This is a genomic window from Faecalibacterium sp. Marseille-Q4137 (genome assembly GCF_017377535.1).
In the GTDB taxonomy this organism is placed as follows: domain Bacteria; phylum Bacillota; class Clostridia; order Oscillospirales; family Ruminococcaceae; genus Faecalibacterium; species Faecalibacterium duncaniae.
In genome coordinates this window covers 46785-71136 of sequence record NZ_JAFREK010000012.1, presented here as the reverse complement: position 1 = coordinate 71136, position 24352 = coordinate 46785, and the positions used below count along the sequence as shown (strand labels likewise).

The window sequence follows — 24352 nt, the reverse complement described above, 5'->3', positions numbered from 1 at the left end:
CCATGTCCTTTTTATCCTGTGAAGAAATGCTGGCCGCTGCCCGCAGCCAGAACCTCTCCCTTGCCGAGGCCATCCTGCGCAGTGATCTGGCCGAGAGCCGCCTGACCGAAGAGGCCAGCCGCCATGCCATGCATCACCTGTGGCATGTGATGGAGGCCACCAGCCGGGATTATGACCCTGCTCAGCGCAGCCGCAGCGGCCTGTCCGGCGGCGATGCCGCCAAGGTGGAACAGGCCCATCAGGCGGGCAGAAGCTATGGCGGGGATTACCTTGCAGAGGTGACCGCCGAAGCTCTCAAGACCGCTGAGTGCAACGCCTGCATGAAACGGATCGTTGCTGCCCCCACAGCGGGCAGCTGCGGTGTGCTCCCGGCGGTACTGCTTCCCCTTGCCCGTGCAGGTGAAGCCGATGAAGAAGCCATCTGCGAAGCCCTCTATGTGGCCGCAGGCTTCGGGCAGGTCATCGCCGCCCGGGCCACTCTGGCCGGTGCCGAGGGAGGCTGTCAGGCTGAGGTAGGAGCCGCCAGCGCCATGGCCGCCGCCGCCCTCTGCCACCTGAAGGGCGGTACCCCGGAGCAGTGCGCCGCCGCTGCCGCTATGGCACTGGGCAACCTGCTGGGCCTAGTCTGCGACCCTGTGGCCGGTCTGGTGGAGGTGCCCTGCATCAAGCGCAATGTTGTTGGTGCCGTGAACGCCGTTTCCTGCGCCAATATGGCGCTTGCGGGGGTGGATTATGCCATCCCCTGCGATGAAGTCATCGATGCCATGGGCCGCGTGGGCAGTCTGCTCTCCCCTGATCTGCGGGAGACCGGCCAGGGCGGCCTTGCCGCAACGCCGACCGGTGTCCGCATCGCCGAGCGTCTGGCAGAGGAAGCCTGAGGTCCGCGCGAAGAATTACGAAGAATACTGAAAAAACGAAAAGACGTACTTTTCTGCGTGGAAAAATAAAAAACGAAAATAAAATCAAAAAATCTGCGAAAAACTGTTGACAAACCCCGCCCTGCGTGATAAAATACATCTTGTTCCGACCGGAACGTATGCGTTGGTAGCTCAGCTGGATAGAGTGACTGACTACGAATCAGTAGGCCGGGGGTTCGAGTCCCTTCCATCGCACCAGAAAATGCCGTGAAATCGAAAGATTTCATGGCTTTTTTGTTTTTCTGGCAGAGTCTGCACACTTTTGCACATCTCCTGCACACTTTACAAAAAAGCCATGAACTCTTTGCATCGCTTGCACAGCGTGTATTTCGCTGCACAAAAAAGAGAATTTTACGCGAAGAGCACCCGCGTCAGCTCGCGGCGCTCCTCTGCGTCCATCTGCCGGATGGCTTCAAGGATCATTTTACCCGTGATTTTTGTTGCCACCGGCGTTTTGTTTTCCGGGGGTTCCTGCGGCTTTGCACCGGCCACATCCTGCGTGTAGAAGTCGGCTTCGATCTTCTCGGTCAACTCCAACCGGGGTTTGTCCTGCGTGTGAGCGTAGGTGTCCATCAGGACGGTGGCGGTTGCATGGCCAGTGTTGCCCTGCACCGACTTGAAGTCACCGCCAGATTGCAGCAGCTGGTAGGTGGCACTGGAGTGGCGCAGACCGTGGAACACGATCTTCTCAAACTCCGGGTGCTCCGCCCTCCACATACGGTACCACTTGGTCAGAACGTCCGGGGCAATGGGTAAGCCGTCTGGTAAGCGGAACAGCTGACCGCAGTTGCTGTATTTTTCCGGGGCATTCTGTTCGTCCTGCTTCATCTTTTCCAGCCATGCCAGAAGCTCCTCTTTCAAGGGCTTGGTCATGTACAGGATGCGGTTGGACTTTTTGGTCTTAGTCCGCTTGAGGATCAGCGAGGACTTACTCCCCTCCCGTCTGTCCGGGAAGGTGTGGTAGATCTGGGTAGGATCAATCTTGGACAAGGCGACCTTGTCGGCACGCTGCAAGGCTTTGTTCACCGAGATGGTTCCCCGTCCGTCTGCTGCATCAAAGTCGAGGTCTCCCGGCTGCAAGCCGAGGATCTCGCCCTCACGGAGCGAGAGGATCATGCTCATGTGCACCGCCAGATGCAGGGCGGGGTTCTCGATGGTCTGCAGCGCCGCCAACATGGTGCGCTCATCCCAGATGGTGCGTTCTTCTGTGTTGATCTTTGGGGCTTCACGGGGAGTAGGCGATTTGTGAATCAGATCCCAGTCAACGGCATACGAAAAGGCGGTCTTCAGGAGCGTGTGGACTTCGTGAATGGACGTGCTGGATAACAGCCGCTTCTTCTGATTTTCCGTCAGCTCTTGCTTTTCGCCGTGAACGTACTGGCCGCAAGGGGTCTGGCTCAGAGTGGCGTAGAACTGCTCGATGTCGTAGGTGCGGAGGTCTTGCACCTTCCGCTTTCCGATATACGGCACGATGAGGTTCTGCACCATCGCCACAGATTGGGTGTAGGTCTTGGGAGACCACTTGTGTTTGCTGGACTGAATGGGGATCCACTTGTACAGCATCTCCTCGACCGTCATGGTGTCGGGCACGAGGAAGGTGCCGTCCAGCAGTTCCTTCTCCACCGTGATCTTGCGCTCCTGCGCTTCGGCCTTGGTCTTGAAGGTTTCCCAGCCCTTGCAGGGCTTGCCAGCATGATCTTTGTAGTTGTATCGGACGGAATACGTGTTGCCACGTTTCATAATAGATGCCATAGATGTTCCCTCCCTCAGACCGCTGCAAACCAATCGTCAAAGCTCTGCTTGCTTACCCGGATGCTGGTACCGAGGCGGATCACCTTGAAGTCTTTCGTGGTGTTGCACAGATTGTACGCAGCACGGTTGGAGATCGCCAACAGTTGGGCAATCTCCTCCACCCGGTAAACGAGCGGGGCGTGTCGGACGGTTTTGCTGGTCTGGTCAGAAGGTTCTACGGCAGGGGTTTCGGACAATTTCATTGTAGGGGATTCGGGCGCGATTTTCAAGTCCTCACGGGTCAGTTTAGCGGAATTTTTGCGGACATTCGTCATAGGCATGTCTCCTTTGCACTTCTCCAGACCCGGCGCAGTTCCGGTTGAGCTGCACCCTGTGGGCTGGTAAATATGTAAGGGCCTGCCGCTCCTGACCCGAAGCAGCAGCCCAAAAAAGTGCGAGAACTTGAATTTACGCGCCCCATGCGCCCCAAACCACACAAAAGTACCTTCCTGTGTTGATTTTATAGGGCGCATGGCTGGGATGCACGCGCCCTCTTGGGGCGCATCTTGGTTTCTCTCCCGCCCCGAAGGGCGTTTTGCCGCCCCGCATCCGCCCGGAAGGGGCGGATGCGCGCTCGAAGAAAACAACGATAACAGGTAAAAACAAATGTTTTGGGGCGCGTAGGGCGGGAGATTTTCACTTTTCGTGTGTTTTATGCCGCAGCAAAGGCGGGGTGGACGCATACGCCCCGGAAGCCGCGATACTTTCCCTCGATGTGCTTGGAAAAGGTCAGGCCATACTTCCCGGCATTTTTCAGCAGGAACTGGCTGAACTTCTTTTGCGGAACAGGCGATTCCAGATTATCCTCGCACCACTTGGTGTAGGCGCGGTAGAGATAGGTGGAGCGTTCCTCGGTGTCGGGCTTGAAACGGACATACGCCGTTGCCTGCATGAACTGGGTCAGGTTGTCGCTGTCCGCCATGGCTGCTTCGAGGTTCTGGATGGAGCGCTCGCTGATGGTAAACTGATAGCGGTTCGCCAGCAAACGGTGCAGTCCCTCCAGCATCCACAGCAGGATGCCGGGACGCTCCTCGGACAACTCTTCGATGAGGAACGGGTTATCCACCCGGGCAGGGTCACGGTCTTTCACCGTGATGAGGATCTGTCTGCGCCAGAAGCCGTCGCTGTCATCGTGAGCAGCCACAAGGTTGCCATTGCCGAAGCAGATGAAACGAACGTACAGCAGGCCTTGGACAGCCTGCTTGTTTTTCCGCTCGATGCACAAACGGTCTTCAGCGGTAACGATGGACTTGATGTTCCGTGTTTCGGGCAAAGCCACCATGTTCAGGTCGTCATCGACCATGACCAGCTTGTACTCCAGATTTGCACTGGCAAAGCGGTTCGTTTCGATGCGGAGGATGGATTCGGAGTGAGAGGCTTCCCCGAACAGCTTCTTCAGCAGTAAGCCGATGCGGGACTTACCTTCGCCGCCCTTGCCGGTCATGACCAGCATCTTCTGCGCCTTGGTAGACGGGATCAGGAGATAGCCAAGGTATTCCTGCAAGGTCAGAATATCCTCCGGGATGAGCAGACCGTCCAGAAATTCCAGCCACTTGGTCGGTGCGGGGGCATCAGGCTGGTATTCCACGGGGAGCCGGTTCAGGCAGAGTTCCTTTTCCGGCACAAATCCCCGCTCATCCAGAAAGTAGGTTCCGTTCTGGAGATGGATGCGGTCAAGTTGAGGTTTCCATTCAGGGGTATAGGTTTCGATACGGAGTGCGTCCAGAACCTGCTTTTCCTTCTTGGCAAGGTTGTCGAGCACAAAGTCACGGAGGTCGCTGTGGACTTCGTAGAGCAGTGCATCCTCGTCTACCTCGCCGTTCTGGTCGAACAGCTTCTGTTTCAGGCACATCATGGGGTGTTTCTCTAAAAGGTACTGGCAGTAAGCGGTTTCACGCACTTTGCCCTTACTGTCTACCCAAGGGCATTCGCATTCTTCCTCTTCTTCCAGTTCGTCCTCATCACGCCAATCGTCGTTCCTCTTTTTCCAGTCGCTCATGCAATCCCTCCCAATACTTCCGTAGCTCGTCTTCGGTCTTCGGGTCCGGGAGCACCGAACAGTCCAGATAATATTCAACGATGTCAAGGTTCTTTATCGCTTCAAGGAAGCAGGGGTGAAGTTCTTCTGTGGGTGACTGCGGTGCGTATCGGATCCGCCAACGCTGCAGACAGCGGTAATAGTCCAGCAACTGCTGCCGGACGGTGGGCGGTCTGCGGGGAGCAAGCCGCACCTTGCCGTCGGCAAGTGCCATGCCGAAATCGTTCTTCAACTTTTCCACGGCCTTATAGGGAGAAAGTTGAAAAAGTCTGCCGACAAAATCGATCACATCGCCATCTGCCTGACAGGCGAAACAATGGAAACGGCTGTCCACCTTCATGCTGGGGTGTTTATCCCCGTGGAAGGGGCAGCACATCATACCGTTCCGGTTTACGGCTAAGCCGTACAGCTCCGCTGCCTGCCGGGTCGAGATGGCGTTCTTTACGTCCGAAAAGACAGAGGTGCTACCCTCCGTCCCAATGGGTGGGGTACAGGCGAAAGGACGAAGCCCGGTGAGGGGCGTGGGTGAGGTTGGGTTTATTCACACATCGATCCGTCAGAGTGTTGTTCATTTGACCTCCTGCTGCGGTACGGTGTGGCTGCGCTCTTCCTTGCGGAAGAAGGCTTCCACGTTCTGTTGTGCGGTGCGGAGTTCACGCAGTTCGATCTGCGCTTTCTTGTAGCGGGTGTAGAACCCGTTTTTCTCCGAGGAAAGGGTCTGATATTCGGCATCCAGCTTTTTGAGATCCGGCAGTGTCCTGAGCCCGTTGGCCTTGAAATAGGCACAAGCGGCCTCGTACACAGCAAACTCTGCACGGTGCTGCTCCTTGAACTTGGCGGGATTCCGCACAGTCTGGAGCTTCTGTGCAAGGGGCTTGTACTGCCGATAGACCACAAGATGCCCGCGCAGCTCCTTGAGGGAGACCATGCGGGCATCCAAGTCTTTGACCACCGCCAGTGCATCGTCGTGCTGGGTTTTCAGTTCGGCAATGCGCTGGTTCAGGGCATCTTCGCTGAGCAGCTTTTTCTCCTGCAGGAGACACAAGGTTTGCGACCAGCGTTTGAGGTTGAACTTTTTCGCCCAACGCTCATAGCCGATGCCCTTACCTGCGGCAACATTCGCCTGAATGTCAACCAGTTTCCTGATCTTATCCGGCTTCTTTTCGCTGCTGGGCTGGATGGTGACGGCAAGCTGGATGTTCTGGGAGAGGACGGTCAGCACCTGCTCCTTTTCCAGCTTCTTGCTCAGTTTCTTGGCGGTGATGAACTTTGTCCGGCCGGGCGGGCAGTAGCTCAACCGACCTCGGCTCTCCTTCACGGCGATGCCGTGTTCCTGCATGAGCAATGCAGAAAATTCCTCGAAGGTGGTGGTCTTGTTCAGCACAGCGTAGATCTGCTTTCGCAGCTTGTCCAGTTCGGTCTGATAGACGGTCTGGGTGGGCTGCTGCCCTTCGGCGGCAAGTTTGGCGTTGGCATGGTCGAGGCGGCGTTGTCCGCGCCGCTGCGCCCAATACTCGCGCTCCGAAACATGGTCGCCTTGAGCTTCCAGCAAATTGATCTGGTTCAGATCGGCTTGCTCGCACATTTCCATGACAGCGACACGGAGGTGCCGGAGCATGGCTGAAGTGCAGCGGTGCTTCTTGCCCGCTTCCCAGTCGCACGGCTTGTCCATGAAGGGCTGCCGTTCCACGGTGCGGACGCGCAAGCTGCCGATGACGATGTGGACGTGGATGTTCCCGGCACTGTTGTGCCCATCCGGGTGGGTGCAGACGATGGCGGGATGACCGGGGAAGTTGTCCTTGCAGAACTGCAAGCCAAGGGCTTGCGCCCGCTCCATGGTCAGGTCGTTCTCTACTGCGTCCTTCGGGTCGAAGCTGATGATATAATGGTGGGTCTTCACGTCCTCCCGCCCGCCGTTCTTGCCGTACTTGCGATTGGCAATCAGGCAGGCCATAGCGAACGAGGATTCGCCGCACTCAAGGGTGTCGAGCAGGTACGAATCCCGCAGCTTGGGTCTGCCCTTCTCGTCCAGAATGGGCAGACCGGTGTACTCGTTGTGCTGAAAGGTGAGATAGCTTTCGGCGGCGGCGTAGTTAGAGTTCTTCGAGCTTAAATGCTTGATGGTTGCCATACAGTTCACCAACCGTTTCTTCGGCTTTCAGCCGAAAGTTCGTGAGTGCGGACAGTTCCTCCAGAATTTGCGCCCGGAGCTGCTCGGTGTCTTTGCCGCCGGAGTTGAAGTGCCGTGCAAGCTGGTTGAGGTTGCTGCCCACCTTGCTGCACTGGGCAGACAAGGCGGCAAGCGCCGCCAGTGCATCCTCGCCGCCCTGCGCCACCACAACGGTGTGCTTGACGTTTACGCCGTACAGGACACGGCGGACGAGTTCGGACTGGGTGAGGTGGAGTTCTTTGCAGGCGTATGCAATCCGCAGTTTTTCTTCTGCGGTCACCCTGACTTTGATGATGTGTGTCTTTCGTTTTCGCGGCGTGTCATTGCGGTTCTTCTTTGCGTGTACGTTCGGACTTTTCATTTCAGCCATATTCGACCTCCTGTGAAAATGATAAATGCCCGCTCCGGGATGGAGAGGGCTATGTAATGCGACACGCCGCTTTCGCACCAACGGTGCGAAGCTAGAGCAGGGTTTGGGGAAGGCACTCCCCAACAAGTGGCAGACCATGTGACAGAACATTTTCAAGCATTGAAAATTTGTGGCCACAGGTCGATACTTGCTTTCGCCCTTTCCGTGCAACACTGAAAATTTCAGAATTCGAACCGCAATGCACGTTGAAAATTTTGCAGAGCAAAACGTGTGAAAAGGCAAAGCCCCTGCTCATGGTCACCGTTCACACCGAACGCAGTTCCTGCCCCTGTTTTGCAGCGGCGTTGTCCGGCTCGCCCACAGAAAGCGTGAGGTCATGGCGCAGTATCTCGTTCAGACGGCTTATGTAAGATTCAAGGTACAGTATGAAGAAAGCCGGGCGCAGTGCGGACACTACAACCTGCTTCTTTCAAGCACAAGAATAACACTTTGTGGTTGTGCGGTCAACAACCAAAAACAAATTTTGGAAGATTGAACAACTACATAAGATTTTATTTGTGAAAAAGAAAAATACCGCCCACGCAGCGCAGCGATGATTTTGTCGGGTGAAACGGCGGCAAAATAGATCGGGTGTGTTGCGGGGCGGTAAAAATCTTCATGGGGAATAAATCCTCGCCATTCTGTACTTTTCTACAAAATTGGTGGGATTTGCGATAAAGGGTATCATGGATTGCAGGGCACGTCAAGATGGTTTTGCAAATTTTATTGCAGTAAAGCGGTGATAGTAGGACTTATACTTAACACACGGCAAGAAACAATTTCGATTTCGCACATTGTAATGTTCGCAGAAAAAACTTATAATGCTTTTAAACCTGTAGGACACACAAAACGCAGAAAAGAGAGGGAATCATGAGAAAACTGTTCCTTTTGGAAGATGATTTGAGCCTGATCAGTGGGCTGACCTTTGCATTCAAGAAACAGGGCTTTGCACTGGATACAGCCCGGACACTGGCAGAAGCCGAGGTGCTGTGGTCAGACAGAAAATATGACCTGCTGGTGCTGGATGTTTCCCTGCCGGATGGCTCTGGCTTTGATTTCTGCCAGAAAGTGCGGCGCACATCCAACGTGCCGATTCTGTTCCTGACCGCTTCGGATGAGGAAATGAATATCATCATGGGGTTGGAACTGGGCGGGGATGATTACCTGACCAAGCCGTTCAAGCTGGGTGTCCTGTTGTCGCGGGTCAATGCACTGCTTCGCCGTGCAAACGCGTCCAGCGCAGGAGAACCCGTGCTGGAATCCAATGGTATCACCGTCCGATTGTTGCAGGGGCAGGCGTACAAAAACGGAATCTTGCTGGAACTGACCGGCGCAGAGTACAAGCTGCTCTGCTTCTTTATGCAGCATCCGAATGCCGTGCTATCCAAGGAACAAATTCTGGATGCACTGTGGGACTGCGATGGGGATTACATTGATAGCAGTGCCTTAACAGTGTATATCCGGCGGCTGCGGATGAAGATTGAGGACGACCCCGGTAAACCGCAGATGCTGCTGACCGTCCGCGGCATGGGCTATAAATGGAATGGGTAAAGGTGCCGTATGAAAGTATTCGCAAACCGGGAGATCCGGATTTTGTTCCGGACAGTGCTGGCGGTCTGGGCGGTGGCATTGGCTCTCACGCAGGGCATCGTATGGCATACGACGCATGTATTTTCTTTCGGGTTACTATTGTTTTTTCTGCTTCTGGGCGGCTGTCTCTGGGGCGTGCTTTTTCGCTATTTCCAAAGGCAGAGCGCGCTTCTGGAACAGGCAGTCCAGCAAATCCAAAGCTGTCTGGATGGCAACCCGGATGCACGACTGGACTGCGACCGGGAGGGAGAACTTTACCGTCTGTTTCACTCCGTTAATGCATTGGCGGCAGTTCTGAGCGCACACGCAGACAACGAGCAGCGGGAGAAGCGTTTTTTGAAAAATACCATTGCAGATATTTCCCACCAGCTCAAAACACCGCTGGCGGCGTTGAATATCTACAACGGTCTGCTTCAGGACGAAGCTGTTTCGCCGTCGGAGGTCAAAGAGTTTGCAGACCTGTCCGAACAGGAGTTGGACCGCATCGAAACGCTGGTGCAGAATCTGCTCAAAATCACCCGGCTGGATGCCGGTTCGGTCGTCTTGGAGAAGAAAAACGAAAATGTTGCTGAAATGGTGCAGGACATCGCGCGGCAGTATCACTATCGTGCCAAGCAGGAACAGAAAAAGCTTGTTCTGTCCGGCTCAGAGGCGGTTACACTTTGGTGCGACCGTGACTGGATGCAGGAAGCTGTGGACAATCTTGTAAAGAATGCCCTTGACCACACAAAGAGCGGAGATACGATTCAGGTAGAGTGGAATGCACTGCCGTCTATGGTTCAGATCAAAGTGCGCGACAACGGCAGCGGCATCCACCCGGAAGATTTGTACCATATCTTCAAACGGTTTTATCGCAGCCGCTTTTCACAGGATACACAGGGCATCGGGCTGGGTCTGCCGCTGGCAAAAGCCGTTGTGGAAGCCCATCACGGCACCATTGAAGTAGACAGCGAGCTGGGAAAGGGCACGACCTTTACGCTGAATTTTCCGATTCCTACAAAATTGTAGGCTGAGTGTAGGCTTGCAGTAAGGTTGACGTGTTATCCTTTTCTGCACAGACAGAGATAATCCGTCTGAATCGAAGGAACCTGCAAAGTGAGGGATACACTATGGAACTATTAGAAGTCAACCATCTCTGCAAGACCTACGGCAGCGGAGAAACTGCTGTCCATGCGCTGAAAGATGTTAGCTTTTCAGTGCCGAAAGGCGAATATGTGGCGGTCGTTGGCGAATCCGGCTCCGGCAAAAGCACCCTGCTCAACCTGATTGGTGGACTGGATACGCCGACTTCCGGCAAGGTGCTGATTGATGGCAAGGATGTTTTTGCCATGAAAGACCGGGAGCTGACGATCTTCCGCCGCCGCAATATCGGTTTTATCTTTCAGGCATTCAACCTCATCCCGGAATTGACCGTAGAACAGAACATCCTGTTTCCGGTGCTGCTGGACTACCAAAAGCCGGACAGGGCATATCTGGAAGAACTGCTGACCGTGCTGAATCTGAAAGACCGTCGGAAGCATCTGCCAAGTCAGCTTTCCGGTGGGCAGCAGCAACGGGTAGCCATCGGCCGCGCCCTGATGACCCGCCCTTCCCTGATTTTGGCGGATGAGCCGACCGGCAATCTGGACACCCAGAACAGCAGCGAGGTCATTGCCCTGCTAAAAGAAACATCCCGGAAATACGAGCAGACCATCCTGATGATCACCCACAACCGCAGCATTGCGCAGACGGCAGACCGGGTGTTGCAGGTATCGGACGGATGCCTGACCGATTTTGGGAGGTGCCGGGAATGAGCAGCACAGAAATGAAAAGCTATCTGAGCCTGATCCCGATTTCTGCCAAGGTACGCAGACGGCAGAACCGCATGACCATCCTGTGCATCGTCCTTGCGGTGTTTCTGGTCACGGCGGTGTTCAGTATGGCAGATATGGCGATTCGGATGGAAACCTCAAACCAGCTGAACAAAAACGGAAACTGGCATATCATGGTAAAGGACATCTCCCCTGAAACAGCCGCAGAGCTTGCCGCACAGGAGGATGTTGCTGCATTTTCGGCGTATAGCGACATCAACGCTTCCCTTACGGAAAACTACTTTGCCGGAGATAAACGTGCCGCACTGGTAGGAGCAGATGATGCAATCCTTCAAATCTTTCCGGGAATGCAGTGTAGCACTGCCCCGGCGGATGGCGAAGTGCTCGTGACAGCAAACATCCGGGATTGGCTGGATGTTACGGTCGGTACAGCGATTCCGCTGACGCTCCCGGATGGACAGACCATTTCGCTTACTGTCGCAGGTTTCAATGAGGATACCTCCGATGCGAACCAGTATGATGCTGTTGTGCTGGTGATGAACCGCAGTACATTTTCTCAGATTGCCGCACAGGTAGAAGAATCCTTTGAAACACAGTATTTCATCCAGTTCAAGCCACATACCAATTTGCGGCAGTCCATTGTGAACATCGAAAACAAATATGGAATTTCAGAAGAAAAAATCTCCGAAAATACTTACCTGATGGCGTTGAACGCAAGCAGCAACAACGATTATATTGTAGGCTTATATGCGGTAGCGGCTGTGTTGGCTGGCATGGTCGTCCTTGCCGGAATTTTTATGATCACAGGCAGCATCAACAGCAATGTAGCGCAGCGTACCAGCTATTATGGAATGCTGCGTTGTCTTGGGGCAGGAAAAAATCAGGTTCGGATGCTTGTCCGGCTGGAAGCTCTTTTCTGGTGTAAAACTGCTGTTCCAGCAGGATGTGTGCTGGGAATCGTTTCCACATGGGGATTGTGTTCCTTTCTGCGTGGATTTATTGGCGAGGAGTTCAGCTCTTTACCAGTACTTGGCATCAGCCCGGTCGGTATTATCTGTGGTTCCGCGCTGGGACTTATCACGGTTTGGTTCGCGGCATCTTCTCCGGCACGGCGGGCGGCAAAAGCTTCTCCGATCACAGCAGCAACTGGGAATGCGGTGGAAAATGCAGCGGATTCTCCGTGTCATGCTCGGTTGTTTGGAAGTCGTGCAGAGCTTTCTTTGGGCGTGAGCCATGCAACCTCGTCCAAAAAGAACTTGCTTCTGATGACAGGTTCCTTTGCGTTAAGTATTCTCCTGTTTTTGAGCTTTTCGGTTTTGCTTCGATGGGTTGGATTTGCGCTGAATCCGTTGCAGTCCTACGCACCGGACTTATCGGTGGCTGAAACATCCGGGCAAAATGTCCTTGACCCGGTGCTGGTGGAGCAGCTGGAAGCTCTGCCGGAAGTCAAACACGCATTCGGGCGGATGTATTGCCCGCTCCCGGCGGAATATCAGGGAAAACAGGGGTCCATCGACCTGATTTCATACGATACGATACAGTTTGGCTGGGCGAAAAAAGACCTGATTGACGGAACCCTTCCGCAGGAGTCGGAGGATGGCACATACCCTGTGCTGACGGTATTCGACAAAAGCAACTCCCTGACCGTGGGTGATACCATTCAGCTGGAGGATGCAAAGCTCACAGTCGTGGGTGTATTGAACGACAGCCCGTTCAGTAGTACCGATTCCCCGATTGTTATCTGCACCGAAGAAACCTTCCATCAGCTGACCGGGCAAAACCGCTATGCGGTGATCGATATTCAACTAAAAAATACCACAGCAGACGCAGCCATTGCACAAATACACACCCTGCTGAGCGACACGTTAAACAAGCAGGTTGTTTTTTCCAACCGAATCGAAGGAAATCGGATGATACAAAGCACCTACTGGGCGTTCCATCTGGTGGTCTATGCGTTTCTCATCGTGATTGCAGGAATCACCATTCTGAACATCATCAACAGCATTTCCATGAGCGTGTCGGCACGAATGAAGCAGTATGGCATCCTGCGTGCCATCGGGATGGATGATGCACAGCTGAAACGCATGATCTCTGCCGAAGCTGGCACCTATGCGGTGTCCGGTCTTGTGGTGGGCATTGCGCTGGGTCTTGTGCTGAATCGGAAGCTGTATATCCTGCTCATCACCCATTATTTCGGTGCAGCGTGGCAGGTGCCGTGGGGCTGTCTTGCCGTGATTGTCGTAGTCGTGCTGGCGGCTGTGGTGCTGGCAGTATATAACCCGGTCAGGCGAATCCTCATGCAGCCCATTACTGCAACCATCAGTGAATTATAAGCCAGAACAACAGATGCCCACCAGCTTATGGCGAAAACCATAGGTCGGTGGGCATCGTGTTCTTTATAGGGGCTTAATCTTCCAGTCTGCCGTGGTCACAGCCAAGGGAGAGATACTGCTTCATCTCCCCTCTCAGCACCATCTGGGCATACTCCAATGGCTTATTATACAGCAGCCAGTCCAGCTCCGCTCGCTGTGCCGGGGTGTTGCCGTACTCATCCTCGACGGCGATGCAGTCGATGGCAAGGGTGGTGCCATCCTCGAACCGGGCTTCCACCCGGTTGGTGTCCATATTGAAGCGGCAGGAAAGCAGTTTATTCATGGTGAACCTCATTTCTATATCAAACGGTGTCTGTTCGGATGTCCTAAACCCTGCCATAGAACCGATATGTCATGTAAGATTGTTGTTTGGATAAAACTGGAAGATTATGCACGATAAATACCGTTGAAATCCAGCTTTTGGGGCTGTGCGAAACAGCCTGTTTTGCCGGGCTGATTTTGGCTCTGCACACTTTTGCACATTTTCTGCACATCGCAAGGATGGATAACAGGTGCAAAGACGTGCAAGCAATGCAAAGAATGCAATAGAATAACAACGGCAAAATAACGGCAATTCGATTAAAACGACGATTTGCCGTCAAATGATGAAATGGACAAAATGTGCCATTCGGTTCCTACGAATCAGTAGGCCGGGGGTTCGAGTCCCTTCCATCGCACCAGAAAATGCCGTGAAATCGAAAGATTTCATGGCTTTTTTGTTTTGTAAGCCATGAGTGCACGGTTTCTGCACGGTTTTTGCACGGTCGGTGTTTTCCATGTCCGATGATGTAGGGCGCTGTATTGCATTGCAATCAGTGCCCTTTTTTGCATCAGGTGAGCAGGGCCAGGCGCAGCTTTGCCTTCATTTCCGGGTCGGCATCCTTGAGCAGTTCAAGCAGAGCCGTCATGGAGATGGTGGGTTCGCCTGCGGCGGGAACAGCCTGCGGGCTGGAGGTGTCGGGCTTGGCATAGAAGCCGCTTTCAAACTTCTTGCCCAGCTCCACACGGGAGGACTGCTGGATATGAGCGTAGGTGTTGACCAGCATATCCGCACTGGCGTGACCAGTGGTCCCCTGCACCGCCTTGATGTCGCCGCCGGAGATCATCAACTGATAGGTGGCACTGGAGTGACGTAGCCCATGAAAGACGATACGCGGGAACTCCGGGTGTGCGTCCTGCCATTTGAGGAACTTTTTGCGGATGAGCACCGGCTCCACCGCCAGACCGTTGGGGAGCCGCAGCAGCATCCCGCTGTTGCGGTATCGCTCCGGGTCGAGGGCTTCTTCCCGTTTCAGCCGTTCCAGCCACTGCTTCAGTTCCTCCCGCAAGGCGGCGGTCATAAAGATGGTGCGGCAGGAGGCTTCGGTCTTGGTGTCTTTCAGGATGAGGGAGGTCTTGCTGCCCTCCAGCTTGTCCGGGAAGATGCGGAGGATGCAGCCCTTGTCCACCTGTGCCAGCGTGTCTTTCTGCACCCGCTGCATGGAACGGTTGACGGTGAAGGTGCCCATGCTGTTGGCAGCATCAAAGTCGATGTCCTCCGGGGTCAGACCTGCCACCTCCCCTTCCCGCAGCGCACCCACCAGCGTCAGGTGCACCGCCAGATGCAGGATGGGGTCCTCTATGCTGTCCAGTGCTGCCCGCATCTCCTCCACCTCCCAGATGCTGCGCTCTTGGGTGGTCTTTTTGGGTGCTTCCACCGGGACGGGGCTTTTGATGAGGATACCCCACTCCACCGCCAGCAGAAAGGAATTGTGCAGCAACTGGTGGACTTCATGGAGGGTGGTGCCGGAGAGGGTGCGCTTCTGCTGCTTGGGCGAGAGGTCTCGCCGCTTGCCGCCCACATACTGCCCGCAGGGGGTCTTGCTCAGGGTGTCGTACAGGGCTTCGATGTGGTAGGGCCGCAGCTTCTGCATCTGCATCTCCCCGATATAGGGGATGATGAGGTTCTGGATGAGCGCCAGATTGGACTGGTAGGTCTTGGGTGCCCACTTGTGCTTGCTGCACTGCTTGGGCAGCCAGTCCATCAGGAACTCTGCCACCGTCACCGTGGACGGGATCAGGAAGTTGCCGGTCGCCAGCTCATGCTCGATCTGCTTCTGGCGTTTCACCGCCTCCTCTTTGGTGGGAAAGCTTTCCCATTTGTCGCAGCTCTTGCCGTGCTCGTCCTGATAGGTGTAGCGGACACTGTAAGAACTGCCGCGTTTCGTGATATATGCCATAGATTTGCCTCCTTATCAAGCTGCCCGGTAGAGCCACGCATCGAAGCTGTCTTTCGGGATGCGGATGCTTCCGCCTGCCCGCAGGACACGGAACTCGGTGGTGCTGTTGCACAGGTTGTAGGCGGCACGCTGGCTGATGGCCAGCATCTGTGCGACCTCCTTTACCGTGTACACCAGCTTTGTGGTCTCAGGGCTGTTGGTCGGAGACTTGACGGCATTGGTTCGAGTGACCACCTCCATTGTAGTGGTATTCGAGTCCATTTGCAAGGACTTTTTCGTATAATCTAAAGATTTCACATTCTCGTACATTTTATTACACATAAGCATTGCTCCTTACTTATCGTGGCGCACCACAGGCTCCTGCGTGCGGTTCTCATAAAATCGAATGACCTCCGGCGGGATGCTGTCCAGCGTTTTCAGGGCGGCTTCGTAATCCTGCCGCAGCTTGGCATCCTCCAGACGCTTCAAGACGCTCCCTTCCTTCGCTTTGTCCAGCGAGGCAGAGAGCGTCTTGTTCTTCTCTTTCAGCTTTTCGTTTTCGGCGGCGGTCTTGGTGAAGGCTACGTTGTACTTTCGCAGCTGGTCTTTCATTCGTGCCACGTTGGGGATATAGCTGTCCAGAACCTTGCTGATTTCCGCCGCACGGCTCTTGCCGTTGAATGGATTGATGCCCACCAGCAAGGCATCCAACTGCTCCTTCTGCTTGGTCAGTTGGATCATCTCCTTGAAGATGCGGGGCGGGATGTGCTCCCGCCCGGTCTGGCTGGCGCTTTCACCACGTTCCAGCTCCGGGTACTGCTTGACCATGTGCTGCCAGAACTCGTCCTGCCACTTCACAAGGTTTTTGCGGTTGCCGATGATCTCCTTGGCGCTCAGCCGTCCGTCAGCAGTCAGCGGCACAAAACAGAGGTGCAGGTGGGGCGTTTTCTCGTCCATGTGGACAACAGCCGAGATGAAGGTTTGGGAATCCTGCTTGCTTCTCAGGAACTCCAAGGCGTACTCGAAATACGCCTTGATCTCGCTGCGCGACTTGCCCTTGAAAAACTCCGGGCTGGCGGTGACAAGAGCCTCCACCACCCGCACGCTGTCCTTTCGGACACGGCAATGAGCGGCAGCTATCATGCGGTCGGCTTCTGCCCGGTACCTGCCCTGCGGCTGCACCAGATGGAGGTTGTAGCGGCTCCGGCTCGTGTCGATGTCCGGGTTGCTGGCGTACTGTTCCTTGGTGCGCTCGTTGTGGGCTTCGATGGGGCTGATGGCAGGCCCCTTGTACTTTTTGAACCTTAAAATGCCATATTGGGCTTTCATAGACCACGCTCCTTCTTGGGGTGTACAAAAATCTGTACGGACTTCAAATAACCTGTACGGTCTGTACGGTGTACGGAAATCTGAAATATGAACGATAACACGCTTTAATTTGTCTCGATTTGCCGTACGGGTGCGTACAAGTACAGACCGTACAGGTTGTACGAACTTCTTCCGTAAAAAAATGCACTTTTTACGGACAGGGGTGGACAAGCGGCTCGATGCCCAAAAAGCCACGCACCCTGCGGCCACCGGGCAGGTAGATGTTGTTGGTGGCTTCGAGGTTATAGCGGCGGTCATTCTGGCGCAGCTCTGCGCTGAAACGGATGGCAGACACGCCGTGGCAGGCGTTGTCCTCGCACCACTGCTTATAAATGTCGTAGAACTCCTTGGAGCTGATGGAGTAGTCCGCCTTGAAGCGGAAATAGCCCTCGGATTCCATGAAATCGATGACATTGTTGCTGCTGCGCTTGATGGTGTCCACGTTGGCAGCGGCACGTTCGCTGACCGTGAAGCGGAAGTTGTTCTGCACCAGCCGGTGCAGCCCTTCCAGACACCAGAGCAGGATGCCTTCCAACTCGGCGCACATCTTCTCGACCAGAAATGGGTCGTCCGTGCGGTCGGCGGGCTTGTCCTTGGTGGTCAGGATGAGCTGGCGGCGGAAGAAGCCGTCCGAATGGTCATACAGCGAGGTCAACGCACCGTTGCCGAAGCAGAGAAAACGGGCGTAAATGTCCCGCTGGTAGCTCTGGACGCCCTTGCGCTCCAAGTCCAGCTTGGCTTCGGCAGTGACAATCGTTTTGATATAGTTGGTCTTGGGCAGGGCGTTCATGTCCATGTCGTCATCGATCATCAGCAGGCGGCGCTCCAGATCGGCACGGGCAAAGCGGTTGTTCTCCACCTTCTGGACGCTGCCATTGCTGGCGGCATCTCCCATGAGCCGCTTCAGCACCAGCCCAATGCGAGACTTGCCCTCGCCGCCCTTGCCGACAATGAGCATCATCTTCTGACCTTTGGTGCTGGGGATCAGGCAGTAGCCCAGATATTCCTGCAAGGTGGGGATGTCGGCATCGTCCAGCAACTCGTGCAGGAAGGTCAGCCAGCGATCAGGGGTGGGGGCTTTCGGGTCATATTTCACAGGCAGGCGGTTCTGGCAGAACAGGCGGCTCTCCTGAAAGGTGCCGTTCGGCAGATGGTACACGCCGTTCTGGAGGTGGATGCAGTCCTGTTCGATAGGGAACGGGTCGGAAAAAGCCAGCAGCTTGATGGTCTCCAGAATGTTGGTGACCTTTTTGGACAGGCCAGAGGTGACGTATTCTTCGATGTTCTCCAAGATGCGCTGCTTGATCTCGCTTTCGTCCTCTACCGGGCCGTCCAGCGTGTACAGCGTTCCGTTGACGCATTTCAGCGGCCACTGTTCCAGAAAGGCGCGGCCAAACTGGACTTCATCGATCTTCTTGCCGTTGTACCAGTCCGGCCATAAGGGGTTGCGGGAAATGTTTTTCTTCATAGGGTGGCTCTCCTTTAGAAAAGTGAAGTAGCAGGTCTCACCGTGAGACCTGCTACTTCAGGTGAATGAATCATCAGGCGCACTTTGCCAGAGAAAGGCGGTCGGTGCGCTCCTCCAGCATCAGCAGGAACGACCCGGACAGCAGCCGTGCAGCGGCATCGGCCTTCTGCTGGGGTGTCCCAAATGCAACGCAGTCCGTCAGGTGCTCGATGGTCTCGGTCATGTGGAGGGCTTCCACGAACCGCTCGTCCAGCGGTTCTTCCGGGCTGGCGGGCTTGTAGCGCTCCTGCCAGTCGTGCAGCAGGTCGAGATAATCGGTCAGCACCCGCAGGCAGTAGGCGATATCTGCCCACTGCTCGTCCGTCAGGCCACGCTTGGGCGGCGGCAGGGCGATGGCATTGGCGGGCGGCTTATCCGGGTCAAGCCCGAAGTCACTTGCGAGCTTCTCGGCGGCTTGCCGGGGGTTCAGGTCGAACAGCTTGGCGGTGAGGTCAATGGCATCGCCGTTGGCTCCGCAGCCAAAGCAATAATAATAGGTGTCGTTCAGCTTCATGCTGGGGTCGCTGTCAGAATGGAACGGACAGCACACCATGCCATGGCGGTCGGGCTCCATGCCGTACATCTCTCCCACCTGCCGAACGGTGATGGCGGACTTGATCTTTTGATATAAACTCAAAATTTCTCCTTTGCTCAAAGGCTCTGGCACGGATCAATTTGATCCCTGCCACGTTCAAAGTCACCGGTGTTCCCAAAATGGGAACTTCGGTGAAGCCGGTCTCCCTTGCTGCCTCCCGACAGGAAATCTTTTTGGACTCTGTGTCGGCCCCATGCAGGGCGCTCGCTCCCCCGATGGGAGGTCTTGGCGGTCTGGGCAGTTCGGACGGTCATTCGGTTTTCAAGGTCCTGGTATGAAAGATATTTCAGAGGGCTTTCGCGGGAAGCCCTTAATATGTTCGCTGCTGGGGAGTTAATATGTTTTCTTTCTGTCTATAGGATAGCACCGCAATGGCCGCTGTGCCGTATATCCATAATGTCGGAAAACAGGTGCAGAAACTGCAAAATTCCACGCTTATGGACAGGAACAGCCGGAAGTGGTATACTGTGCAAAAAACATCGGAGGTGCGACCATGAACATCAAGCTGACACTGGGAGAACGGCTCAAAGACCTGCGTGTGGAGCGGAATCTGAAGTTGGAAACGCTGGCAGAGCAGACGGGTCTGTCCAAATCGGCACTGTCGAAATACGAGAGCGACGACGTGACCGACCTCAGCATTTACGCCGTGACAACGCTGGCTGAGTTCTATGGCGTGACCACGGATTACCTGCTGGGTGTGACGGAAAACAAAAAACGCCCAGATGCAGTCCTTTCGGACTTGCATCTGAGCGATGGCGCAGTGGACGTATTAAGGAATGGCAAATTCAATCATCGGCTGCTGTGCGAGCTGATCGTGCATGAGAATTTCCAGCGGTTCATGACCGATCTGGAAATCTATGTGGATGGATATGTCAGCGCAAACATTCAAAACCTCAATGCTGGTCTGGAAGCGACCCGGCAAATGTTGAAAAAGAAGTATGCAGCAGATGAAAATGATCTGTACATGAGCACCTTGAAGCTGGGGCAGATCGATGAAGATGAGTACTTTGGTCGGGTCTTGTATGACGAGTTGGTGGCTATCCTGAAGAACATCAAGACGGAACACCGCAAGGACAAGACCACTTCGGATGGTGCAATGGTCGACAACCTGATGAAGGAACTAGAGGATGCACAGAAACTTGAAGGGTCTGCGGATGAAAAGAAGATCCGAACAGCATTGAAGGCAATCGGCATCAACTACGATAAGCTGACAGAAGATGAAAGAAAGCTGATAAAGAAGATTCTTTATAAAACGGCAATGCTGAAACCGGGGACACTTGCAGGCAACCGGGGCAAGCACAGACGCTGATCATTTGCCTTGCGGCTTATAGGAGAAACGCTGCTGCGGCAGGACGGGAGAACGTACACCATTGGTTCCTCTGCAAGCCTGCGCTGGGTGGGCAGAAACCATTAGCTGCCATGCCCATCCGCGCATCCTTCTGCCACAGAACAGGTGCTTGCCGGAGCCTCTCGCAGCCCCTTTTCCGCGTCAGCCGGAACCAAGGTGTAACACACTAGACTTTGTAACCAAAGTCGTGTGCCACGAAACCCCGGCGCGGTTTCTTTGGATTCTTCCGGCTATCGCGTTGCCTCCCGGCTTCAGGCAATAGCAGATGCGGGCGTCAACTCGTACACATGATCGAACTGAGCTTTGCGCTTATCACCAAAACATTCTGGTTGCCACAGCAATCAGGTTTCAGGGCAGAAGACATCTAAAGATGCTGAACTTCTGGATCGATCATACCGTCTTTTTTGAACGGCTTCATTCTAACTGGGGTTGAGGACGGTTAAGAGCCGCAGTACATTTTCCAATTTTCCCGTCGGGCCAGAATACAAGACGATTTGGACGGGAGACACAGTACATTTGATTATAACGCAGCATCCCGATTTTATCCAGATATGCAATATGCTTCGCAACCAACACCTCTTGAGTATCCTGGTGAAGGGGTGACAGATCGTGGGAGCCTTTGCCGCCCCAGTCACCAACTGCACAAACAAGTACATCGAAGCGTTTATCCTGTCCAAACAAACGGTAAAGGTAATCGTACCAACTGTAGTCCTCATCGCCGGCCAGAAGATTACGGCGTAGCGTGATATGGAAGGAGTACTCTTCCGGGGGCAACTTGGAAAGAGCGACCAGATTGTCAATGATGGTCCGCAGGGTTCCTTTGCCAGATACATGGGGCCGAGTCTTGTCATGGTTCCAACCATCAAGTGTAATTTGGTAGCTGGTAATTCCTGCCTGACAAAACTGACGGAACAGCTTTTCGTCCAGCAGATAACCATTGGTGGTCATCTTGGCAGTATACTGAAAGCCATGCTGTTTCTGCAAGTTCTGAATCATTTCAGAGACTTCCAATACAGTGTCTTTGCAAAGGATCGGTTCGCCTCCAAGCCATGCAAGCACAACCTGCTTATGCCGTGGGGCCTGCGCAGTGATATACTCTTCGATCTGATCCAGTGTGTCACGGGTCATACTGGCTGCCGGGTGGTTTTTGTGGCAGTATGAACACTGAAAATTACACCCTTCAGTAGGAATCAGTGTGGCCATGAAGACATCCCAATTGAATTTTTGAGGTAATATTGGCTTGGGTTGAATACAACTGAAATTTTCTCCTAGGCAATCGGAGATGTATCCAGACATCATATATAAGCCCTCTTGATATTGTAGACTAAAATTAGTTGCCGTTCTTTTTTTCTTGAAGTGAAAGCAACCATGCGCTCTTCACAGAAAGACAGATGCCAATTCCAACTACGGTCATAAAAGCACCGAGGATGACAAAACAAGCCGTTGACCCGGCGCTCACCAGTAGTGATGAGCCAAACAGATAAAAAATTTCAGTAACATTGACGCCCATGTTGAAGACGGAAAGCAGCTCGGCGCGATTGTCTTCCCTGCCGGCAGCATCTACAATGCTGTTTTGGACTTCTCCCAGCAGATAGGATGGAATATCCAAAAAAAGCGGAAGGATCAGCATAAATAGGATAGTCCAAACCGGCACATTGACCAAGCCCAACACACCAAGGGCTATTCCACTCAGAATGAAAAACAGTGCCATCATTTGATTATAGTGTTCAGGCTTGGTACGGGCGAGAATCCGTTCGGACAGCAACTGAATTGCAGAATAACCCATAATAATTGCGGCGAGCCAGGTTTCATTGATCCCGCACAACTGCAGCTTCTCCGCATAGAAGAAATTGATCAGAATGCGGCCAATGTTCAAAGCTGCCAAAATCATTAGAAGCATCCATATCTTTTTCTGCTGAAACAACTGCGGATAGGGAATGTTTTTCTTTTGGCGCGTTTCACTTCTGGGCTGCACTGTTTCCTTGGGGATTTTTAAAGAGGTAAAGACAGCAACAAGGTTTGCGGCAATCGTTGCCAGAAGCAGACCCTTGATGCCAATCAGCGTGTACAGGACCGCATAAGCTAGGGTACTGGCAAAAAATCCGACAGTTCCATAATTGGCGACATGTGCAGATTTTTCAGCGTAATGTTCCTTTGAAAACATAATATAAATATAGCCGCTCTGCGTCCCAGAAGAAAAGGAAGCCGCTGTGCCTTCGAGGATAGCCTGTAAAATAAACAGACTATAATTGCAGCTTACATGAGCCAGCAAGAGGCAGGTTCTCGAAATGAGCAGCGCGATCTGGTATAGTACCAACGTGGATTTATAGCCAATGCGATCGGTCAGCTTTCCGAGAGGAATCTCTGTGAGGAGGACCATAGTAGCCATAATTGCTTGCAAAATGAAGAATTGGCTGAGAGAGATTCCTGCAGTGGTTCGTACCAGTAGAGAGACTGGGGAGAAAAACACCAGCCCATTGAGCAGAGAGGTAAGGTCAAGTGCATCTGTTTTCAGCTTTGCGTTCATTTTGATTCACCTCGTTATATTTGGATTTAATATAAGGAATAAACAGTGTTTTCATGAAGTGAGAAAAAACTTCTTCTTCATATGTACAGCACTTTTTGAAATCGATTTGGTGGGACAGCTGACATCCGCCACCGCAGAAGCCACCGATTTTACAATCCTTACACTCCGCATAAGAATTGCAGGTTACAGCGACGGGCCGATAATTTGTTAAATTTTCATAGGAAAAATCAAAAAGGCTGTACCTAGATCTACCAACTGTGCAAGTACAACGATATGTTTTCAGATTCATATCAACATAAAAAACATTACTGGATGACGAAGTGCTCCAACAATAACTATGTGTTTGTTTATGCTCCCGCAAATTCAACTTTAGGCCCATTTTGTCGGCAAAGTTATAGCAGGTCTTTAAAAATGCCGCGTGAACATTGTCCGGGAGAGGCTTGCTTTGAAGCTCAGCGAGAATCTCACTTTCCATCATGATGTCAGGGAAATTTGTTTCATACAAACGATCATCTACTCGACCAATAGTCCACGCAAAGTTTTTATCCTGCAAAAGCTGTAACTTCTTCAAGTCATCCAGTGTATTCCAGATTTCTTTATGATTGTGCCTATCGATATTGGTTCCTAAGTCCACATGGATGCCGTAATGCAGAAGTGTCTTAATACAGCACAGGAGTTTGAAAGTTTCATTTGTATTGTTCCGGCTCGGATCAAGATCGTATCGCGTCATATAATTTAACGCCATACTGTCGATTGTGGGATAAATACCGCTGATGAAGCGACGATTGATGATAAATTTCTTCAAATAATACGAAAGGAAACTTCCGTTTGTGGTGATATGAACAGTGGTTTTGTGCTCTTTGCAAAATTGGAGAATTTTATCAATTACTTTCTCATTCTCGATCAGCAAGGGTTCGCCACCAAATAAACCCAGTCGAACGGTCTTGTTCGGATTTGCTTCCATATACTGTGCAATGATACTTAAAATTTTATCCAGAGTTTCATCACTGATAAGTTTCTTTTCCAAGGTTTTATCGTTTTGCTGATAGCAGTAAGTACAGTGCATGTTGCATTTATACGTAATTGTTAAGATGAAAGTGACTTCTTCGCTTGACTTGTTTGAGTCGGTTTCATCGCTATCCAGCATTTTGTGGTATACTTCTTCGCTCACACCATGGTGGAGGAGATCTTTTGAGATGAGGAAACATCTATTGCTGTACGTATCAACAATAACACATTTTTCGGAATCAACATCTTCTAAATATTTATTTCCAAGGACCTGTGTCAGATCAAAATTCCCCTGTGCGTCTTTGGTTTCCACAAGCGTTCCGTTTTTCAATTCATAAAACATGGTTCCATTATACAGAAAAATCCCAAGAAGCAAACATTTGCTCCTTGGGAAACCGTCACTGATCAGTAGAGGCGGTGCCCGTTGTCATCATCGCAGCTAACGATAACAACCGCGTCGTTTGCCTTCATCTCTTCCAGCTCTTCATTGGAAAAAGTTACGGTATACATTTTCTGTTTCTCCTTTCTTTTTTCAGCTCTGGATGTTTGGTTCATCGCTGTGACTATATTGTAGCAGCACGACGCACTTCTGAACATATCGTACCAAGTTACTTTCAAATAACACAAAACGATAAGTTGGATTCCAATGAACTTATTCCTTTTTGATTTCCAGCTATCAACGACTGGAAAATTAGCTTGATAT

At 52.9% G+C, this 24352-nt stretch carries 21 protein-coding genes and 1 tRNA gene; 7 read left to right on the top strand and 15 right to left on the bottom strand.

Annotated features, from left to right (window positions below; genetic code table 11):
* Window positions 1-2 precede the first annotated feature (2 nt).
* Together sdaAA and J3353_RS06835 are read left to right on the top strand one after the other, a co-directional pair.
* On the top strand, window positions 3-878 hold the full coding sequence (sdaAA, locus tag J3353_RS06840) for an L-serine ammonia-lyase, iron-sulfur-dependent, subunit alpha (RefSeq protein ID WP_156074213.1): 876 nt from the start codon (window positions 3-5) through the stop codon (window positions 876-878).
* Window positions 879-1038: 160 nt separating this feature from the next.
* Window positions 1039-1115: transfer RNA gene (locus tag J3353_RS06835), tRNA-Arg, on the top strand.
* A gap of 153 nt (window positions 1116-1268) precedes the next feature.
* Here the strand turns inward: J3353_RS06835 and xerC (J3353_RS06830) are convergent.
* From xerC (J3353_RS06830) to mobC, 6 genes are all read right to left on the bottom strand, one after another.
* The gene (gene xerC / locus J3353_RS06830) at window positions 1269-2669 is read right to left on the bottom strand and encodes a tyrosine recombinase XerC (protein WP_055185903.1); all 1401 of its coding nucleotides are present in this window, start codon (window positions 2667-2669) and stop codon (window positions 1269-1271) included.
* Window positions 2670-2683: 14 nt separating this feature from the next.
* Entirely contained in the window at window positions 2684-2989 is a 306-nt protein-coding gene (locus J3353_RS06825) for a helix-turn-helix domain-containing protein (RefSeq protein WP_006735272.1), read from the bottom strand.
* Window positions 2990-3360: 371 nt separating this feature from the next.
* On the bottom strand, window positions 3361-4707 hold the full coding sequence (locus tag J3353_RS06820) for a phage/plasmid primase, P4 family (protein ID WP_005937058.1): 1347 nt from the start codon (window positions 4705-4707) through the stop codon (window positions 3361-3363).
* The gene (locus J3353_RS06815; RefSeq protein ID WP_255536403.1) at window positions 4670-5122 is read right to left on the bottom strand and encodes a CHC2 zinc finger domain-containing protein; all 453 of its coding nucleotides are present in this window, start codon (window positions 5120-5122) and stop codon (window positions 4670-4672) included. The genes J3353_RS06820 and J3353_RS06815 overlap by 38 nt, the downstream gene beginning before the upstream one ends.
* A gap of 192 nt (window positions 5123-5314) precedes the next feature.
* Complete coding sequence (locus J3353_RS06810) at window positions 5315-6877, bottom strand: relaxase/mobilization nuclease domain-containing protein (protein WP_207684486.1); 1563 nt, start codon at window positions 6875-6877, stop codon at window positions 5315-5317.
* Complete coding sequence (mobC, locus tag J3353_RS06805; RefSeq protein ID WP_117528361.1) at window positions 6840-7286, bottom strand: plasmid mobilization relaxosome protein MobC; 447 nt, start codon at window positions 7284-7286, stop codon at window positions 6840-6842. Before mobC ends, J3353_RS06810 begins: the two co-directional genes overlap by 38 nt.
* 909 nt (window positions 7287-8195) lie before the next feature.
* Between mobC and J3353_RS06800 the strand changes: the two genes are divergently transcribed.
* From J3353_RS06800 to J3353_RS06785, 4 genes are all read left to right on the top strand, one after another.
* Window positions 8196-8876 (top strand): response regulator transcription factor, encoded by a 681-nt coding sequence (locus tag J3353_RS06800; protein WP_207684485.1) that lies wholly within the window; start codon window positions 8196-8198, stop codon window positions 8874-8876.
* A 9-nt stretch (window positions 8877-8885) separates the two neighbouring features.
* Window positions 8886-9923 (top strand): cell wall metabolism sensor histidine kinase WalK, encoded by a 1038-nt coding sequence (locus tag J3353_RS06795; RefSeq protein ID WP_207684484.1) that lies wholly within the window; start codon window positions 8886-8888, stop codon window positions 9921-9923.
* Window positions 9924-10024: 101 nt separating this feature from the next.
* Entirely contained in the window at window positions 10025-10708 is a 684-nt protein-coding gene (locus J3353_RS06790) for an ABC transporter ATP-binding protein (protein ID WP_097793055.1), read from the top strand.
* Window positions 10675-13059, top strand: a complete 2385-nt coding sequence (locus J3353_RS06785) for an ABC transporter permease (RefSeq protein ID WP_370569176.1) — start codon at window positions 10675-10677, stop codon at window positions 13057-13059. The genes J3353_RS06790 and J3353_RS06785 overlap by 34 nt, the downstream gene beginning before the upstream one ends.
* 73 nt (window positions 13060-13132) lie before the next feature.
* On the opposite strand, the gene J3353_RS06780 is transcribed toward J3353_RS06785, so the two are convergent.
* The 6 genes from J3353_RS06780 to J3353_RS06755 form a co-directional block, all read right to left on the bottom strand.
* Entirely contained in the window at window positions 13133-13381 is a 249-nt protein-coding gene (locus J3353_RS06780; protein WP_154277605.1) for a DUF6061 family protein, read from the bottom strand.
* 547 nt (window positions 13382-13928) lie between these two features.
* On the bottom strand, window positions 13929-15317 hold the full coding sequence (gene xerC / locus J3353_RS06775) for a tyrosine recombinase XerC (RefSeq protein ID WP_207684482.1): 1389 nt from the start codon (window positions 15315-15317) through the stop codon (window positions 13929-13931).
* A gap of 15 nt (window positions 15318-15332) precedes the next feature.
* A complete protein-coding gene (locus tag J3353_RS06770; protein WP_207684491.1) occupies window positions 15333-15626 on the bottom strand; it encodes a helix-turn-helix domain-containing protein in 294 nt (97 codons plus the stop codon).
* A gap of 24 nt (window positions 15627-15650) precedes the next feature.
* Window positions 15651-16625, bottom strand: coding sequence for a MobV family relaxase (gene mobV, locus J3353_RS06765; RefSeq protein ID WP_207684479.1), 975 nt, complete (start codon window positions 16623-16625; stop codon window positions 15651-15653).
* 190 nt (window positions 16626-16815) lie between these two features.
* Window positions 16816-18132, bottom strand: a complete 1317-nt coding sequence (locus tag J3353_RS06760; RefSeq protein WP_207684478.1) for a phage/plasmid primase, P4 family — start codon at window positions 18130-18132, stop codon at window positions 16816-16818.
* Between the two features lie 73 nt (window positions 18133-18205).
* Window positions 18206-18808 (bottom strand): CHC2 zinc finger domain-containing protein, encoded by a 603-nt coding sequence (locus J3353_RS06755; protein WP_242700883.1) that lies wholly within the window; start codon window positions 18806-18808, stop codon window positions 18206-18208.
* Window positions 18809-19259: 451 nt separating this feature from the next.
* On the opposite strand from J3353_RS06755, the gene J3353_RS06750 reads away from it, so the two are divergent.
* Window positions 19260-20075 carry a helix-turn-helix domain-containing protein gene (locus tag J3353_RS06750; RefSeq protein WP_117535565.1) on the top strand — a complete coding sequence of 272 codons (816 nt, stop codon included), beginning with the start codon at window positions 19260-19262 and terminating at the stop codon, window positions 20073-20075.
* Window positions 20076-20528: 453 nt separating this feature from the next.
* On the opposite strand, the gene J3353_RS06745 is transcribed toward J3353_RS06750, so the two are convergent.
* The 3 genes from J3353_RS06745 to J3353_RS06735 are packed head-to-tail and all read right to left on the bottom strand — an operon-like array spanning window position 20529 to window position 24025.
* Complete coding sequence (locus tag J3353_RS06745) at window positions 20529-21413, bottom strand: radical SAM protein (RefSeq protein ID WP_097778983.1); 885 nt, start codon at window positions 21411-21413, stop codon at window positions 20529-20531.
* A 31-nt stretch (window positions 21414-21444) separates the two neighbouring features.
* Window positions 21445-22641: an MFS transporter gene (locus J3353_RS06740; protein WP_097778984.1), complete on the bottom strand. Its 1197-nt coding sequence runs from the start codon at window positions 22639-22641 to the stop codon at window positions 21445-21447.
* The gene (locus J3353_RS06735; RefSeq protein WP_097793640.1) at window positions 22610-24025 is read right to left on the bottom strand and encodes a radical SAM protein; all 1416 of its coding nucleotides are present in this window, start codon (window positions 24023-24025) and stop codon (window positions 22610-22612) included. Before J3353_RS06735 ends, J3353_RS06740 begins: the two co-directional genes overlap by 32 nt.
* Window positions 24026-24352: the final 327 nt, after the last annotated feature.

Coding starts and splice junctions, on each gene's coding strand:
- mobV (WP_207684479.1), bottom strand. CDS start 16,625: ATGAAAGCCCAATATGGCATTTTAAGGTTCAAAAAGTACAAGGGGCCT.
- mobC (WP_117528361.1), bottom strand. CDS start 7,286: ATGGCTGAAATGAAAAGTCCGAACGTACACGCAAAGAAGAACCGCAAT.
- J3353_RS06770 (WP_207684491.1), bottom strand. CDS start 15,626: ATGTACGAGAATGTGAAATCTTTAGATTATACGAAAAAGTCCTTGCAA.
- sdaAA (WP_156074213.1), top strand. CDS start 3: ATGTCCTTTTTATCCTGTGAAGAAATGCTGGCCGCTGCCCGCAGCCAG.
- J3353_RS06785 (WP_370569176.1), top strand. CDS start 10,675: ATGCCTGACCGATTTTGGGAGGTGCCGGGAATGAGCAGCACAGAAATG.
- J3353_RS06790 (WP_097793055.1), top strand. CDS start 10,025: ATGGAACTATTAGAAGTCAACCATCTCTGCAAGACCTACGGCAGCGGA.
- J3353_RS06795 (WP_207684484.1), top strand. CDS start 8,886: ATGAAAGTATTCGCAAACCGGGAGATCCGGATTTTGTTCCGGACAGTG.
- J3353_RS06800 (WP_207684485.1), top strand. CDS start 8,196: ATGAGAAAACTGTTCCTTTTGGAAGATGATTTGAGCCTGATCAGTGGG.
- J3353_RS06825 (WP_006735272.1), bottom strand. CDS start 2,989: ATGCCTATGACGAATGTCCGCAAAAATTCCGCTAAACTGACCCGTGAG.
- J3353_RS06745 (WP_097778983.1), bottom strand. CDS start 21,413: ATGATGTCTGGATACATCTCCGATTGCCTAGGAGAAAATTTCAGTTGT.
- J3353_RS06760 (WP_207684478.1), bottom strand. CDS start 18,132: ATGAAGAAAAACATTTCCCGCAACCCCTTATGGCCGGACTGGTACAAC.
- xerC (WP_055185903.1), bottom strand. CDS start 2,669: ATGGCATCTATTATGAAACGTGGCAACACGTATTCCGTCCGATACAAC.
- J3353_RS06740 (WP_097778984.1), bottom strand. CDS start 22,641: ATGAACGCAAAGCTGAAAACAGATGCACTTGACCTTACCTCTCTGCTC.
- J3353_RS06750 (WP_117535565.1), top strand. CDS start 19,260: ATGAACATCAAGCTGACACTGGGAGAACGGCTCAAAGACCTGCGTGTG.
- J3353_RS06815 (WP_255536403.1), bottom strand. CDS start 5,122: ATGTGCTGCCCCTTCCACGGGGATAAACACCCCAGCATGAAGGTGGAC.
- xerC (WP_207684482.1), bottom strand. CDS start 15,317: ATGGCATATATCACGAAACGCGGCAGTTCTTACAGTGTCCGCTACACC.
- J3353_RS06810 (WP_207684486.1), bottom strand. CDS start 6,877: ATGGCAACCATCAAGCATTTAAGCTCGAAGAACTCTAACTACGCCGCC.
- J3353_RS06820 (WP_005937058.1), bottom strand. CDS start 4,707: ATGAGCGACTGGAAAAAGAGGAACGACGATTGGCGTGATGAGGACGAA.
- J3353_RS06780 (WP_154277605.1), bottom strand. CDS start 13,381: ATGAATAAACTGCTTTCCTGCCGCTTCAATATGGACACCAACCGGGTG.